The sequence below is a fragment of the Sulfurimonas lacustris genome (assembly GCF_059705355.1).
In genome coordinates this window covers 582,679-596,654 of record NZ_AP046125.1, presented here as the reverse complement: position 1 = coordinate 596,654, position 13,976 = coordinate 582,679, and the positions used below count along the sequence as shown (strand labels likewise).

Here is a 13,976-nt window from a genome sequence, read left to right as displayed (position 1 = left end):
TCATAAATTATGGAGAGATGTATTGAAAAAAATTATACTATCTTTTTTACTGCTTAGTGTCTCGCTTTTTGCAACCGTTATCAATGAAGAGGCTTCACAGCAACTTCTTGACTCAAAAATGGCTATCGTGGACATAAGAACACCCGCGGAGTGGAAGGAAACAGGACTTTTGCAAGGCTCTATTCCTATCATGCTTTTTGATGAAAGAGGCAACTATGATCTTCAAGATTTTCTAAACAAACTCAACCAAGCAGTTGATACAAAAAAACGCTTTGCTATCATCTGCCGTACAGGCAGTAGAACAAGGATTTTAGCAGCCTTCCTTTCACAGAAGATGGGATACGAAGTCGTCAATATCAAAAGCGGGATTGTTTACGCTAAACACCTCAAACTTCCTATCTTGCCCTACTCTCCTAAGTAATCTACTTGACCTCTATTTTATTGACCAGCGCGTAAAGCGTTGGGAGATAGATAAGGTTTAGCAACGTTCCCCACACAAGTCCAAAGCCTATAGAAATGGCGATAGGCTGCAAAATCACCGCTTGACCGCTTGCATAAAAGATAAGCGTAAAAAGCCCTAAAAAAGTTGTTATAGAGGTAATCATAATCGGACGAAGTCTCAGTTTTGCTCTTTGTAAGAACTCCTCTAGCTTATGCGTTCCGTGAAGAAAATCAAGCATAATAATCCCATCATTGATAACAACACCCGCTAAGCCCAAAATACCTATGATAGAGGGCATCGTGAGGTTGATACCAAGCAGTTTATGTCCCAAAAGCGCACCTAAAATCGAAAGTGGGATAACGCTCATGACCATGAGGACATACTTTATTTTTGGAAAAATAAGCAAGAGTGTTAAAAAAATCAAAAAGAGTGCAAGTAACACCGCGGTTTGCATCTCTGCTTTGAGCTGTTGGTTTTTCTCTTTTTCCCCAAGAAGCGCCACATCCACGCCTGAGTCTCTTATCTCTTGCAGTGTGGGCTCAAGCATATCTAGCACCTCTTGTGAGGTAATCTTTCTTTTATCGATATTTGCATAGACAGTTTTTATGATATTTCCATTGAGTTTATCGATTTTCTCATAATCTCTCACTTGCGAAATCTCTGCGATATCTGAGAGTTTGACATACCTTCCATCTTGCAGAGCTATGCTAAAATCTAAAAAAGTAGCGATACTGTCTTTTGCGCTCTCTTGTGTTTTGATATCCATAACTCCCAAATCATTAAAAGTAGTCGCCTGTTTTTTTTCTAAAAAGTAAGCACTTAAAGTTTTAGCGACAACCCCCTCGCTTAAGCCCAAACTCTCGCCATAAGAGTTGATTTTAATGATATACTCCATCTTTCCATACTTGATGTTATCGCTAAAATCTCGCACATTTTTGATTTGAGAGAGCTGCTCTTCTAGCTTTTTGATCCCTTTTTGCAGTGCTGCATCATTGCTTCCTGAGAGATTTATCTGAATATCACTTTTGATAAGCCCTGACTTATCCTCCATAACACCCAAATCCTCCATGTTATACTTCTCTTTAAAAGGCGCAATAATCTCTTTGGCACGAGGGGAGAGTTCAAAAGTCTGTTTTTTACGGATATTTTCAGGATTATTAAACGCAAAACTAAAATTAAGCACTGGATTGATGTACTTATCGACCCAGTTAGTCTCTTCTCTGTCATAGAGCTCCATCGTTATCATAAAAACGCCGTTGTTTCTTTGTGTATCGCCAGAGAGACTGCGTCTGTATCCCACAACAGAGGAGATGGCTTTAAGTGAAAACTCCTCAGCGTGCTTCATCAGCTCGGCTTCTATCTCTTTAGAGACTTGATAACTGTTTTCAAGCGGCGTGTTAATGTCAAGTTTGCCAGAGATATAGAGATAGTTTCCATCAAAATTTGGAAAAAACTGAAACTTCATAGATTTCATCGTGTAAAAAGTTGCAAGCGGCACAAGAACGAGAAAGAGCAGAAGCGTGATTTTTTTATAGTTCAAAAACCGTACTATAGTTTTTTGGTAGAGATTTTCAAAAGGAACCCAACTAATAGAGTTGTTGCTCTTGCGTAAAAACTCCTGCGCATGCAAAGGGAGAAAAAAGAAGCTCTCTAAAAGAGAACCAAGCAAAATAATAATAACCGTAATAGGAATAAGCATGATAAAAAGGGCGATTTCACCTTGAAGCATAAAGATAGGTAAAAATGCCACTACTGTCGTCACTGTCGCAAGTGTTACCGGTAGCATCATCTCTTTTACACCTGCAACTGCCGCATCATAATTACTCATCCCCTCATCGATGTAGCGCTGGATGTTTTCACCTACGATAATGGCATCATCCACAACGATACCTATAACGATAAGTGCTCCAAGAAGCGAAACAACATTGATAGAGTAGCCCAAATAGTAGATACTTAAAAGCCCTATGATAAACGAAAAAGGTATCCCAAGCGCAACAATAGTTGCGATACGGATATTGATCAAAATCGCCATCGACACAAAGACCAAAATAAGTCCAAACATGAGGTTGGAGATGATGACGTCAAGCCTCTGTCGCACAGGCTTCGAGGAGTCTTCATAAAAGTAAAAATTGACATCTTTATAGTTTGGCTCAATAGAGCGTACATACTCTTGAAGCTTTTTAGAGAGAACGATAGAATCTCCCTGTGTTCCTTTTGAGACAACAAGCGAAATCGTCTGTTTGTTGTTGAAAGTGGCAAGCGTATCGGTTTGTGGGTACTCTATGGTTACTGTTGCGATATCTCCAAGGCGGATATATTTTCCATCCACCTCCAAGATGCTCTCCTCATACTCTTTTGCATCTGCCTTGCCGTTAGAAGTTGATATGTAGGCAAACTTTCCCTTTTGCTCAATGTTACCAATGGGGAAGATATAGGAGAGATTTGCGATAGCTTTTTGCACCCCTTCATGCCCTAAACCATACGCCAAAATAGCTTCAGAATCGATTTTGATAATAACCTCTTCATCAGAATCTCCTCGAATCAAGACCTCACTAATGCCCTCTAATTTCGCTATTTTTGTCTTTACTTCTTGCGCTATAACCGTTAGTTGACTTATGGGTAGGGTTGCTGAGGAGACCGCCACTTTGATGAGGGAGCGCGTTTTGTCTAAAAGCCTTGCAACAGGTTCATTCATGTCAGAAGGAAGATACTGCCGTGTTAACGCAATAGCATCCTTGACGCGCCCAAGCGTTATCTCTTTGTTGCTACTCTCATCGAGCGTAAGCAAAATGGCAAATGCACCCGGAGTAATGGTGGTTTCTGTTTTTTTGATACCCGTTATGTTGCTAAGTTCATCCTCGATATCACGAACCGCCATTTTATCCATAACAGAAGCACTCGTACCACCATAAGAGCCTAAAACACTTATCTGATCAAGCTGGGCATCTGGAAAAATCTCTTTGGGAATAGCAACATAGGAGTTAATCCCCATAAAAATCAAGAAAAATAAAATAGCGTAGTTAAGCCTGCTATTTTTTATAAAATACTCTATAAACCCTATCAAATGAGGCTCTTAGAGAAGTGATTTGATAACATTGCTTACACCTTGATGCAAGTTGTAGCTAGAAATCGGAAAATCGAGATACTCATTTTCCAAATTTACTCTGTTTTTAGAGAGGTACGCACCCAAAGTCGTCAAATCAACAGGAACATATTTTTCGCACAATGTCTGCTCAAGTTTTGTCCGAAGTAGAATTCCTGCCTCATTTGATTTTTGAAGCGTAAAGGCAAGTGTTTTAAGGCTCAAAAAATCACTCCATGCGAAAAAGAGCTCAGGTGTGAGCAAAGAAACACTCGCTCCTTGGGGGTCAAAGAGCATACCTCTGTCTCTTAGCGGTACCAAAACACTCAAAATCGCCTCGCTAAAAGGAACGACTTTTTCTCTCCAAAAAGGAGATTCATTGCGTTTTTGTAACTCATTTTGTAAAACTTCTAAAATTGTCTCAACCGTAGCACTCTCAAAAAGTTCATAGCTCTCTTGTTTCATCATAAATATCCATTTTTTATTTGTGCCATTATAAGCGCTTTTTAGTATAATTTTGCTTTTCAAAAGGAACTACAATTGAATTTCTCTAAAACTTTTCTCACAAACGCTATCGCTACCCTTTTGGTTCTTCTCTCTTTTCTCACAGAGGGTACTTTCGCCTCTTTGTTGCTCTACACTGGGCTTTTTGCGCTCTCAGGTGCTATCACTAATCAACTTGCCATCCATATGCTCTTTGAAAAAGTACCGCTTCTCTATGGTTCAGGTGTTATCCCTGCCAAATTTGAGGCGTTTAAAGAGTCCATAAAGGCGCTGATGATGCAGGAGTTTTTTACAAAAGAGCAGTTAGAGTATTTTTTTAAAAAAGAGGAGAGAAAGATAGACCTCACACCCATCATTCAAGAGACTGATTTCTCGCCTGCTTTTGATGCACTAAGCAAAACAGTGATGGAATCCTCTTTTGGAGGGATGCTAGGGATGTTTGGAGGAGCATCCATACTAGAGGGGCTTCGTGAACCATTTTCCATAAAAATGAAAGATGCCGTTGTAAAAATCGTCAATTCCCAAAGTTTTAACGAAACACTCCAGTATCATCTGCAAAAATCCTCTTTAAACGACGATATGCTTCTCTCCATTGAGAGTATCATCGACACACGACTCAATCAGCTCACCCCAACCATGGTAAAAGAGATGGTACAAAAAATCATTCAAGAACACCTCTCATGGCTCGTCGTTTGGGGTGGTGTCTTTGGTGGAATTATAGGTGTGCTCAGCTCGTTTTTGTTCTAAAGAACCTCAACAGTTACATCAGCGACTTCTATCACATCTCCGCTGCGAATCTTTGCTCTCTTTCGCAGTTCAACCTCACCGTTTCTCTTAACATGTCCATCTGCAATAATAAGCTTCGCCTCCGCACCGCTATCAACAAGGTCTAAGAGCTTAAAGAGCTTATAAAGCTCTATATACTCCTCTTTTAGCTCGTATTTCATCAACTATACCTCTGTATCTAGCACAGAGTAACCAAGGTCGTACATCGCTTTATCGACCATCTCCAATGCTTTTTTCATAGTCTCTTGAGAGATTTCAGGCAACTCTCCACCCCACATCTCCTCTGCCTCTTTAAATCCTCTAAGCATTCCCTCACGTCCTGCACGAAGCATCTTCTCATCGCCGCCTGCCCCGTTGATAACAAAATCAGCGATTCTTTGCGATGTTTTTGCAACGCCGAAAAAGCCATCTTCAGCAACTAGCGCACCTGCTTCCTCTTTAGAGAGTTTGGCTATGGGTTTGCCCTCGTACCCTATATCTTGCAAAAATGTCTGAAAATTCTCATACTCTTTTGCGAAGGCATCATCTTTTCTAAAAAGTGCACTTTGAAAAGATGCAGACTTAAAAGCCATCTCATTTGCACCCTTTTGTATCTGCTCTTTTATCTCTTTGGCTTCATCTTTGGAGATTTTCTCCGTATAGAGCGGCTTAATCTCTACACTGCTTTTTGCTCTGCTAAGCAGAGATGTGTCTGATGTAACTTGCATGAAAAATCCTTTTCGTTTTGTTACTTTAACTATCGACAATTCGTCATTTTTTTTAAACTTTTTATTTTTTTGTGCAAAATTTAAATTTTTCGTTATACTTCTACTCGATGAAAGATTTTTGTGTGCGAGCTCATCTATAGTATATTCTGCTAGACAAACGACTCTCCCTTTATTTTGACTCCACTTTTTTTATAGAAGTGAATTTTTACCAAAGAGGTACTACACATGGCAGAATTGCTAGACGGATCAGTTAAATGGTTCAATGAAGAAAAAGGTTATGGTTTTATTCAACAAGAAAATGGTGGAAAAGATGTATTCGTACACTTTCGCCAAGTAAACAGAACAGGACCAGGTCGTGTTTCTTTGACTGAAGGTCAAAGAGTAACTTTTGAACTTGGCGAGGGTCAAAAAGGTCCTCAAGCTGAGAACGTAACACCTCTATAAGGTTTTACATTGCGGGTTTTTGCCCGCAAACTTCTACACTTACTTCACTCAAACACTCTTAAAAAAAACAAAACTTTTCTTTACAAATCCATTTTTCTCGTAAAAACAGTGCGCTTCTTCTCGTGCAAAACCAGAGGATAGAACTATATTTGTACACATTCCCACTTTTGCATAGTCGTGCAGATACGCAAGCATCATCTTCCCATACCCTTTGCCTCTGCAAGCCTCATCCGTTACCAAATCAAAAACAAAAAGATGTCTTTTGTCATAAAGATTTGTCTGTATCGCCACGCCTGCATATGTCACAAGTTTGTCTCTCTCCATAATCCCAAGCATTTTATAGCACATTGGCTGCATCTCATAAACCAAATCTTCAAATTCATCATAAGAAAGTGAAGTTCGAAGCTGTGAAACCACCTCATAAGCCATCAAAAGTTCTTTTAAATCAAGCTCTCTTATCTGCATTTTATCGCCTCAAATTTTTGCACATATCATACCAAAACGGGCTTAGGTAGTAATTAGTTTTTAAACAACTATTGGCTATAATCGCGAAAAATCATAGGCTATGCAGCTGCCTACTAAAGAGAAAAATCATGGTAATAGTACAAAATTTGACAATGCGTTATGGAAGCAGAATCCTCTTTCATGAAATAAATCTTAAGCTTGACCGTCACAAAAGATATGGTCTTATCGGTGCAAATGGTGCTGGAAAAACAACTTTTTTAAAAATCTTAAGCGGACAAATCAATGAATACGAAGGCGATATCGTCGTCGAAAACGGACTTAAAGTCGGTGTTTTAGGGCAAAATCAGTTTGCTTATGAGAACTACACGATTGCAGATGCAGTTTTGTGCGGCAACAAAAGACTTTATGATGCCATCAAAGAGAAAGAAGAGATTTATGCAACCGGCGATTTTGAAGACGATGCAGTCAATGACCGTCTTGCGGAGTTAGAAGTTATCTGTGTTGAAGAAGATCCGACTTATGAGTATGATGTAAACATCGCAAAAGTTTTAGAAAATGTCGGGATTCCTGCAAGCCAACATGGGGAACTTATGAGTACACTTGACAGTGCGGACAAATTTAAAGTTCTTCTTGCTCAGGTTCTCTTTCCAAAACCTGATGTTCTTTTCCTTGATGAGCCTACCAACAACCTTGACATCCAGACTATCAGCTGGCTGGAGCATGAGTTGCAACGCCATGAGGGAACGATGGTTGTTATCTCTCACGATAGACACTTCCTGAACTCAGTTGTTACAAACATTCTGGATGTTGACTATCAAAAAATCCGTGAATTTACGGGCAACTATGACGACTGGTACATCGCCGCAAATGTCATAGCAAAACAACAAGAGCTAAACAACGCTAAAAAAGAGAAAGAAAAAGAGCAGCTAGAAGCGTTCGTTCGCCGCTTTAGCGCAAACGCTTCCAAAGCAAAACAGGCGACTTCAAGACAAAAGCAGCTTGACAAACTTGTAATTGATGACATCAAACCATCTTCAAGAAGAGACCCCAGCATCGTCTTTAAAGCAAAAAGAACTATGGGGGATGAGGCACTTGAAGTCAGAAATGTCAGCCACTCTTATGGCGACAATGATGTTTTAAAAGATATCAACCTCAAGTTTGAACCGGATGAAAAAGTTGCACTCATAGGTTCTAACGGTGTGGGAAAAACAACCCTGCTCAAAATCATCATGGAAGAGATGAAGCCAACAAGCGGCGAAATTCATTGGGGTGCAACTATCGAGAACAGCTACTTCCCGCAAGATACGGCAGATATCATCAAAGGCGATGGAACTCTTTATGACTGGTTAAGAGGATTTGATCCAAAGAGAGATATTGCAGAGATTAGAAACTGTTTGGGGCGTATGCTCTTCTCTGGTGAACAGCAAGAAAAGTCAGTTGTCAGCATCTCAGGCGGTGAAAAACATAGAATGATGCTAAGTAAAATGATGCTTGAGGGTGGAAACTTCTTGGTACTCGATGAGCCATCAAACCACCTAGACCTTGAGGCTATCGTAGCTCTGGGCGAAGCACTCTACAACTTCAAAGGCAATGTTATCTGTGTCTCTCATGACCGTGAACTCTTAGATGCATTTGCAAATCGTGTTATCGAGCTTAGAGCAGACGGCACGTATGTGGACTTCAAAGGCTCTTATGAAGAGTTTGCAGAAGCAAAAAACAATGGACGCATATAGAGATTTTTTAGGGCTAGGCATTGCAGGCAATTTTGCTCTGCACTTAGCTCAAGCGGGCGAACTGGAAGATTTTAAAGAGATTATCACCGCTGACGAAGCCGCTCCAAAAGGGATGTTCCCTTTTTATCTTCCAAAACAAGTAAATGAAGCAAAAGAGATTTTAAGCACCTACCCTCTCTCAAGCTCAACCATCAAATTACCTCCTCAAAATGTCAATGTTCAAGCTGAACCGGAAGTTGCCCTTATTTGTGATTTTGTCTATGAAAACAACAAGCTCTCAAAGATTATCCCAACCCATTTTGCCGCATACAACGACTGCTCCATCAGAGTTGCGGGAGCTAGCAAAATCAGCGATAAAAAAAACTGGGGCGAAAACTCAAAAGGAGTTAGCCAAAATCTCATTAAGATTGACAAATTCAGCGATGGCGGCATCATGGACAACTACTCTATCTGCTCGTTTTTAAAAAGGGGAGAGGGCATACACGCATACGGTGAAGATGTGGGGCTTAAGGGGTATAGCTACTTTTATGAAAAACTTCTTGGCTGGATAGTAGAGCAGATAAACACGCAAGAAGATTTTGGACCATTAGAGCATTTGAGCAGCTATATAACTGCGTGCAACTACCCGACAAAAGCCATCATAAGCATAGGCGCAACAAGATATACTTCTTACGGGGAACACACTTTTTTGCAAGATGGCGATGAAGTTATCATTATGCTCTACAACAACAAAACAACAAACACATCCTCTCTTCTTGAAATGGTTGAAGCAAATATCACTCTTGCGCAAGACACAAGCCTCCTAAGACAAAAGGTTTGCTTATGAGCAGAGGCAAAAAACTTGATATTTTCATCGGTGCCGAGATAGAAGATGGATGGGCGGAGGTTGCCTCTGTTAGAAAAACAGATATATCAGACGAGATTTTAGAGCCGCAAAAACACTTTTTGTTCTTTAAAAAAGAAAAAAGAAACGGCAAAACAGTAACTCTCATAGGCGAATTTCACCTCACTCAAAACGATGCAGAAGCTACTCTTAAAACACTCAAAAAAAAGCTTGGATGCGGTGGTACGCTCAAAGAGGGATGGATGGAGTTTCAGGGCGAACTTAAAGAGAAACTAAGAGCTTCACTTATAGAGAGCGGTTTTAGGTTTAAACACGGACATTAAAAACTCTTTTGTCAAGAGATAAATTGATGAAATTTTCATCATTTTGTTAAAAAACATCTAAAATTATAGAAAATTTAATCTTTTTTAAGATAGCATATTTTTCCATTTAAATTAAGGAAGTTATATGCCATATGTCAAAGAGGTATTTGAATACCTAAAAAGAACAAGTCCATCACAAACAGAATTTTATCAAGCGGCTGAAGAGGTTTTAGAGTCTCTTAGACCTTTGATGGAAAAATATCCAAAATACAGAAAACATAAAATTATTGAGAGAATTGTTGAGCCAGAGCGTCAGATTCTTTTTCGTGTTAACTGGGTAGATGACAATGGAGAAATCCAAGTAAACAAGGGATTTAGAATCGAGTTTAACTCTGCTCTTGGACCATACAAAGGGGGTCTTCGTTTTCACCCAAGCGTAAATGCTGGTGTTATCAAGTTTTTAGGTTTTGAGCAAATTTTTAAAAATGCGCTTACAGGTCTTCAAATCGGTGGCGGAAAAGGCGGAAGCGACTTCAATCCAAAAGGTAAATCTGACAACGAAATCATGAGGTTTTGCCAGGCATTTATGAGCGAACTCTACAGACATATCGGCGCAAATACAGACGTTCCTGCAGGTGATATCGGTGTTGGAGGCAGAGAAATCGGCTATATGTTTGGTATGTACAAAAAACTAGCCAACAGATATGAGGGTGTCCTTACTGGAAAATCACTCAAATGGGGTGGTTCACTTGTAAGAACAGAAGCAACAGGTTATGGCGCAGTTTACTTTGCAAAATATATGCTAGAAGATAGAGGTGAAACACTTGAGGGTAAAAGATGTGTTGTCTCAGGTAGCGGAAACGTCTCTATCTACACCATCGAAAAACTCTACCACCTCGGAGCGCTTCCTGTAACATGTAGCGATTCAAACGGTATGATTTATGACCCAGATGGAATCGACTTAGACCTTTTAAAAGATTTAAAAGAAGTAAGAAGAGCGAGACTTACTGAGTATTTAAACAGCAGACCAAATGCAAAATATACTCCAATAGAAGAGTATCCTGAGGGGACAAATGCAGTTTATGGAGTTGAATGTTTTGCAGCATTCCCAAGTGCTACACAAAACGAACTCAACTTAAATGATGCAAAAATTCTTCTTGCAAATGGCTGTATCTGCGTAAGTGAAGGGGCAAATATGCCTTCAACTTTAGATGCTGTTCATGCTTTTGTTGATGCAAAAATCTGCTACGGTCCAGGAAAAGCGGCAAATGCAGGCGGTGTTGCAACAAGTCAGTTGGAGATGCAACAAAATGCTTCTATGTGCAGCTGGACGTTTGAAGAGGTCGATGCAAAACTAGCACAAATTATGAAAAACATCTACCTCAACGCAAGCACTACTGCTGCGGAGTTTGGTCAACCTACTAACTTAGTTTTAGGCGCAAACATAGCAGGCTTTAGAAAAGTCGCGGATGCTATGATTGAGCAAGGACTCGTTTAAGCACTCTGTTCCTCCGCTTCTAGCGGAGTAGCTGTGCTAATCTCCGTTGTAAGCTCATATCTATTTCTTCCGCCCTCTTTTGCTCTATAGAGCGCTTCATCTGCCTTTGCCATCAACAGTTCTTCATCTAGCGCGCCATCGGCTATGCAACATGCAACACCTATAGAAATTGTTATATATTTCTCTATTTTTGAACTCTCATGCGTGATTTGACTTGCTAGGACTGCATCGCAAATAGTTTGTGCAACACTCGCACTGTTTGTCTCAGATGTATCTGTAAGCAAAACTCCAAACTCCTCTCCGCCAAGCCTAAAGACATAATCACTCGGACGCTTTAGGATATCTTGAAAAACCGATGCTACTTTTTTTAAAACCGCGTCCCCTTTGATATGCCCATAGGTATCGTTGTACTGTTTAAAGAAGTCAATATCAAGCATCATAAAAGTGATATACGCGTTGTTTCTTTTTGCTCTTTTTAGCTCTCGTTCATAGACAAGATTAAAATATCTCCTATTATGCAGAGAGGTCAAAGAATCCGTATATGAGGCACTCTCAAGCTTTTTGTTTGCAATTTTTAATTTTTTTGCACTCATCTCAAGTGCACTCTGATCACTCTGAATGCTTTTGAGAACATAGTACGAAACAACCATTACTCCCAAAATAACCATCACTAAAAGCACACCAAGTTTGAGCAAAAGAGCCTCATGCATACTGAGAAAGTTTTTTCGTTCGTATTTTGCGATATCTATCTCATAGCTGATAAGCTTTTTTATCACTTGATGGATGTGCGTTACTTTTTTTTCAAGCTGCCCAAAAGAGAGCTGCCGCATATCTTGCCCCTCTTCAAACGCTCTCAAAATTGTTGCAAAATATGCATTTGTCTCTTTGAGCTCAGCGGCTGCATAGGCAACATACTCCAGCTCCTCATCTCTTTTAAAATGTGCTTCATAACTCTTCCACTCTTTGTCGATAAGTGCTATCGCAAACTCTATCTCTGACTTGAACTCATTGGGTGCGATTTGCCCCTCTTTTGCTCTATAAAGCGTACCCACAAGGTTGTCATGGTATGTTTGAAGAATGGTATTTAGCTCCACAATGGGAACAAGCGAACCAAAGTAAAGTCCATCAAGATTTTTTTTCATAGCCTTTAGGTTCGTTGCCCCCATAGCACCCATACCTAAGAGACTAAGCGTGAGAATCAAAAAAATAGAAAAAAGTTTACTTCTTGACTTTAAAGTTTCTGTAAAATCCATCACGCCCCCAAAAATCTTTTATATAACAAAGCAAACCCTATGCCAATAGCTCTTTAAAAAGAGCTCTTTTATGCTAAAATTCAGAGATTATAAACACAAAGAAGAAGTATGAGTGAAAAATTAAATCTTATTAAAAAGCTATCCTTTTTTAACTCTCTCAACGATGATCAGCTGGACATTGTTGACGCTATTTCAAAAGTCAGCAACTACGCAAAAAACTCTGTTTTGTACTACGAAAACGACCGTAACAATAAAATATTTTTCCTCATTTCAGGTCTCATCAAAGTTTACAAAATCGACAAATATGAAAATGAGATATTTCTCTACTACATCTACAAAGACACAATGATTTCTGAACTCACCACAGTAAGCAGTGACACTATCCACTGCTTTTCAAATGCAGAGTTTATGGAAGAGAGCGTTGTTTTGGAGGTAGATTTTATAAAGTTCAAACAGGAATTTTTATCTAAAAACATTCTCAACAATGAGTTTATCAACGAGATTCTCTCAAAAACACATCAGCTTCATTGTGTTGTCAACAGAGAGCTTGTCTTTGACGCAACAGCAAAAGTTGCGTTTGCTCTTGCAAATGACCTAGAGATGTTTAACTCACACAAAAGACATGAGGTCTCTTTTATGCTTCACATCCAACCCGAGACGCTCTCAAGAGTACTCAACAAACTCAAAAGAAGTGCCATTATAGAGACGGAAAATACAAATATTGTTATCTTAAACAAAGAGATGCTAACAAGCATCTATAAAGGTGGTTTATCATGATGAAGTTTAATAAAATCAGTACTAAAATCAAGTTTATCGGGGCACTTCTTATCTTCCTTATCGCCTCCGTTATAGGGACAACCATCTATCTTAACCAACACAACATAAAAGATGCACTTGTTATCAATATCGCTGGAAAACAGAGAATGCTTACGCAGCAAATTGCAAAAAATGTCTTTTATATCAACCATCACTCTTCGGGCAACTATGCTGAGTTAGATGCAGCATGTAACACTTTTATCAAAGGGTTGAACACTCTTAAAGTTGGAGATGTTGCCAAAAAAATAGCACCGTTTCATAGTCATGAGATAGCAGTACAACTCTCAAAAATCGATACCTTATGGCACCAATTCCATAACGATGTCCAAAATTTTAAAAAACTTGAAACTTCACAAAGTCAAGATAAAGAGACGCTTGAAAAAATAGTTGCCTCCATCTATACGCAAAATGTGATGCTTCTACACGATGTCGATACCCTTGTTACTCTCTATACTAACTATAGCGAAGAGAAAACAAACTTTATCAAAAATTTCCAATACAGCGCTGGTGGCGTTCTTTTCCTTCTCTTTTTATACTCTTTAGTACAACTCAAGTCCATAGAAGCGCACGTTGACTCTTTTATGCAGTACTCTAAAATGCTTGTAGATAATGAAAACATCTCTAACCTCGCACCCATAGAGCTCCAAGCAGAGAGCGAGAGTGAGATTTTGGAGGTAAGCGATACCATCAACTGCTTTATCAACAAAATCAACTCCGCAGTGGAGTTTTCCAACGAAGCGCTCCTTCAATCGCAAAAAGCATCCTCTAAATTAGAAGAGCTCACAGATGAGTTTGATACTATTCTCATCGAACTCCAAGACAATGCCTCAGCATCAAAACACTTGACAAATAGTGAAGACATGGTTATAGAATCCACTGAGGTGCTTATCAACTCCACAAAAAAGCTGGCAAATCTCAAAGAAGAGCTAGACAAACTCATCAAAAGCTGCCAAGGGATACAATAAATTTTATTTTTGCAGCTTATCTTCTTTGTAAGTGTTACTTATATTTACACTCTCTCTAATTTTAAATTAGTCTTAACTTAAAAAACTACTCTTATGACCTAAATCAAAGAATTTGTTACTTTTACTTGCTATCAT

15 protein-coding genes are annotated in these 13,976 nt (G+C 39.3%); 9 read left to right on the top strand and 6 right to left on the bottom strand.

Annotated elements, in window-relative coordinates; translation table 11 throughout:
• The first annotated feature begins 22 nt into the window (after positions 1-22).
• Positions 23-421 carry a rhodanese-like domain-containing protein gene (locus tag AC6H4V_RS03225; protein WP_428730685.1) on the top strand — a complete coding sequence of 133 codons (399 nt, stop codon included), beginning with the start codon at positions 23-25 and terminating at the stop codon, positions 419-421.
• Position 422: 1 nt separating this feature from the next.
• On the opposite strand, the gene AC6H4V_RS03220 is transcribed toward AC6H4V_RS03225, so the two are convergent.
• Together AC6H4V_RS03220 and AC6H4V_RS03215 are read right to left on the bottom strand one after the other, a co-directional pair.
• Positions 423-3,506 carry an efflux RND transporter permease subunit gene (locus AC6H4V_RS03220; protein ID WP_497607446.1) on the bottom strand — a complete coding sequence of 1,028 codons (3,084 nt, stop codon included), beginning with the start codon at positions 3,504-3,506 and terminating at the stop codon, positions 423-425.
• Between the two features lie 9 nt (positions 3,507-3,515).
• Positions 3,516-3,992, bottom strand: coding sequence for a hypothetical protein (locus AC6H4V_RS03215; RefSeq protein WP_497607445.1), 477 nt, complete (start codon positions 3,990-3,992; stop codon positions 3,516-3,518).
• Between the two features lie 72 nt (positions 3,993-4,064).
• On the opposite strand from AC6H4V_RS03215, the gene AC6H4V_RS03210 reads away from it, so the two are divergent.
• On the top strand, positions 4,065-4,775 hold the full coding sequence (locus tag AC6H4V_RS03210; protein ID WP_497607444.1) for a DUF445 domain-containing protein: 711 nt from the start codon (positions 4,065-4,067) through the stop codon (positions 4,773-4,775).
• On the opposite strand, the gene AC6H4V_RS03205 is transcribed toward AC6H4V_RS03210, so the two are convergent.
• Together AC6H4V_RS03205 and AC6H4V_RS03200 are read right to left on the bottom strand one after the other, a co-directional pair.
• Positions 4,772-4,975 carry an RNA-binding S4 domain-containing protein gene (locus tag AC6H4V_RS03205; RefSeq protein WP_497607443.1) on the bottom strand — a complete coding sequence of 68 codons (204 nt, stop codon included), beginning with the start codon at positions 4,973-4,975 and terminating at the stop codon, positions 4,772-4,774. The genes AC6H4V_RS03210 and AC6H4V_RS03205 overlap by 4 nt on opposite strands.
• A gap of 3 nt (positions 4,976-4,978) precedes the next feature.
• Complete coding sequence (locus AC6H4V_RS03200; protein ID WP_497607442.1) at positions 4,979-5,521, bottom strand: hypothetical protein; 543 nt, start codon at positions 5,519-5,521, stop codon at positions 4,979-4,981.
• Between the two features lie 225 nt (positions 5,522-5,746).
• Between AC6H4V_RS03200 and AC6H4V_RS03195 the strand changes: the two genes are divergently transcribed.
• Positions 5,747-5,965 carry a cold-shock protein gene (locus AC6H4V_RS03195; RefSeq protein WP_299857204.1) on the top strand — a complete coding sequence of 73 codons (219 nt, stop codon included), beginning with the start codon at positions 5,747-5,749 and terminating at the stop codon, positions 5,963-5,965.
• 48 nt (positions 5,966-6,013) lie between these two features.
• On the opposite strand, the gene AC6H4V_RS03190 is transcribed toward AC6H4V_RS03195, so the two are convergent.
• A complete protein-coding gene (locus AC6H4V_RS03190; protein ID WP_497607441.1) occupies positions 6,014-6,430 on the bottom strand; it encodes a GNAT family N-acetyltransferase in 417 nt (138 codons plus the stop codon).
• 128 nt (positions 6,431-6,558) lie between these two features.
• On the opposite strand from AC6H4V_RS03190, the gene AC6H4V_RS03185 reads away from it, so the two are divergent.
• The 4 genes from AC6H4V_RS03185 to gdhA all read left to right on the top strand — a co-directional run bounded on the left by AC6H4V_RS03185 (position 6,559) and on the right by gdhA (position 10,807).
• Positions 6,559-8,163 (top strand): ABC-F family ATP-binding cassette domain-containing protein, encoded by a 1,605-nt coding sequence (locus AC6H4V_RS03185; protein ID WP_497607440.1) that lies wholly within the window; start codon positions 6,559-6,561, stop codon positions 8,161-8,163.
• The gene (locus tag AC6H4V_RS03180) at positions 8,150-8,989 is read left to right on the top strand and encodes a DUF5718 family protein (RefSeq protein WP_497607439.1); all 840 of its coding nucleotides are present in this window, start codon (positions 8,150-8,152) and stop codon (positions 8,987-8,989) included. Before AC6H4V_RS03185 ends, AC6H4V_RS03180 begins: the two co-directional genes overlap by 14 nt.
• The gene (locus tag AC6H4V_RS03175) at positions 8,986-9,330 is read left to right on the top strand and encodes a translation initiation factor (protein ID WP_497607438.1); all 345 of its coding nucleotides are present in this window, start codon (positions 8,986-8,988) and stop codon (positions 9,328-9,330) included. Before AC6H4V_RS03180 ends, AC6H4V_RS03175 begins: the two co-directional genes overlap by 4 nt.
• 124 nt (positions 9,331-9,454) lie before the next feature.
• On the top strand, positions 9,455-10,807 hold the full coding sequence (gene gdhA / locus AC6H4V_RS03170) for an NADP-specific glutamate dehydrogenase (RefSeq protein ID WP_497607437.1): 1,353 nt from the start codon (positions 9,455-9,457) through the stop codon (positions 10,805-10,807).
• Here the strand turns inward: gdhA and AC6H4V_RS03165 are convergent.
• Positions 10,804-12,060 (bottom strand): diguanylate cyclase, encoded by a 1,257-nt coding sequence (locus AC6H4V_RS03165; RefSeq protein WP_497607436.1) that lies wholly within the window; start codon positions 12,058-12,060, stop codon positions 10,804-10,806. The genes gdhA and AC6H4V_RS03165 overlap by 4 nt on opposite strands.
• Before the next feature lie 108 nt (positions 12,061-12,168).
• Between AC6H4V_RS03165 and AC6H4V_RS03160 the strand changes: the two genes are divergently transcribed.
• Both AC6H4V_RS03160 and AC6H4V_RS03155 read left to right on the top strand, forming a co-directional pair.
• Positions 12,169-12,837: a Crp/Fnr family transcriptional regulator gene (locus AC6H4V_RS03160; RefSeq protein ID WP_428730146.1), complete on the top strand. Its 669-nt coding sequence runs from the start codon at positions 12,169-12,171 to the stop codon at positions 12,835-12,837.
• Positions 12,834-13,841 carry a type IV pili methyl-accepting chemotaxis transducer N-terminal domain-containing protein gene (locus AC6H4V_RS03155; protein ID WP_497607435.1) on the top strand — a complete coding sequence of 336 codons (1,008 nt, stop codon included), beginning with the start codon at positions 12,834-12,836 and terminating at the stop codon, positions 13,839-13,841. The genes AC6H4V_RS03160 and AC6H4V_RS03155 overlap by 4 nt, the downstream gene beginning before the upstream one ends.
• Positions 13,842-13,976: the final 135 nt, after the last annotated feature.

Bases quoted from the DNA above. Each gene is read 5' to 3' on its own strand.
- AC6H4V_RS03175 (WP_497607438.1), top strand. From the start codon at position 8,986: ATGAGCAGAGGCAAAAAACTTGATATTTTCATCGGTGCCGAGATAGAA.
- gdhA (WP_497607437.1), top strand. From the start codon at position 9,455: ATGCCATATGTCAAAGAGGTATTTGAATACCTAAAAAGAACAAGTCCA.
- AC6H4V_RS03215 (WP_497607445.1), bottom strand. From the start codon at position 3,992: ATGATGAAACAAGAGAGCTATGAACTTTTTGAGAGTGCTACGGTTGAG.
- AC6H4V_RS03160 (WP_428730146.1), top strand. From the start codon at position 12,169: ATGAGTGAAAAATTAAATCTTATTAAAAAGCTATCCTTTTTTAACTCT.
- AC6H4V_RS03190 (WP_497607441.1), bottom strand. From the start codon at position 6,430: ATGCAGATAAGAGAGCTTGATTTAAAAGAACTTTTGATGGCTTATGAG.
- AC6H4V_RS03185 (WP_497607440.1), top strand. From the start codon at position 6,559: ATGGTAATAGTACAAAATTTGACAATGCGTTATGGAAGCAGAATCCTC.
- AC6H4V_RS03165 (WP_497607436.1), bottom strand. From the start codon at position 12,060: ATGGATTTTACAGAAACTTTAAAGTCAAGAAGTAAACTTTTTTCTATT.
- AC6H4V_RS03180 (WP_497607439.1), top strand. From the start codon at position 8,150: ATGGACGCATATAGAGATTTTTTAGGGCTAGGCATTGCAGGCAATTTT.
- AC6H4V_RS03155 (WP_497607435.1), top strand. From the start codon at position 12,834: ATGATGAAGTTTAATAAAATCAGTACTAAAATCAAGTTTATCGGGGCA.
- AC6H4V_RS03200 (WP_497607442.1), bottom strand. From the start codon at position 5,521: ATGCAAGTTACATCAGACACATCTCTGCTTAGCAGAGCAAAAAGCAGT.
- AC6H4V_RS03195 (WP_299857204.1), top strand. From the start codon at position 5,747: ATGGCAGAATTGCTAGACGGATCAGTTAAATGGTTCAATGAAGAAAAA.
- AC6H4V_RS03205 (WP_497607443.1), bottom strand. From the start codon at position 4,975: ATGAAATACGAGCTAAAAGAGGAGTATATAGAGCTTTATAAGCTCTTT.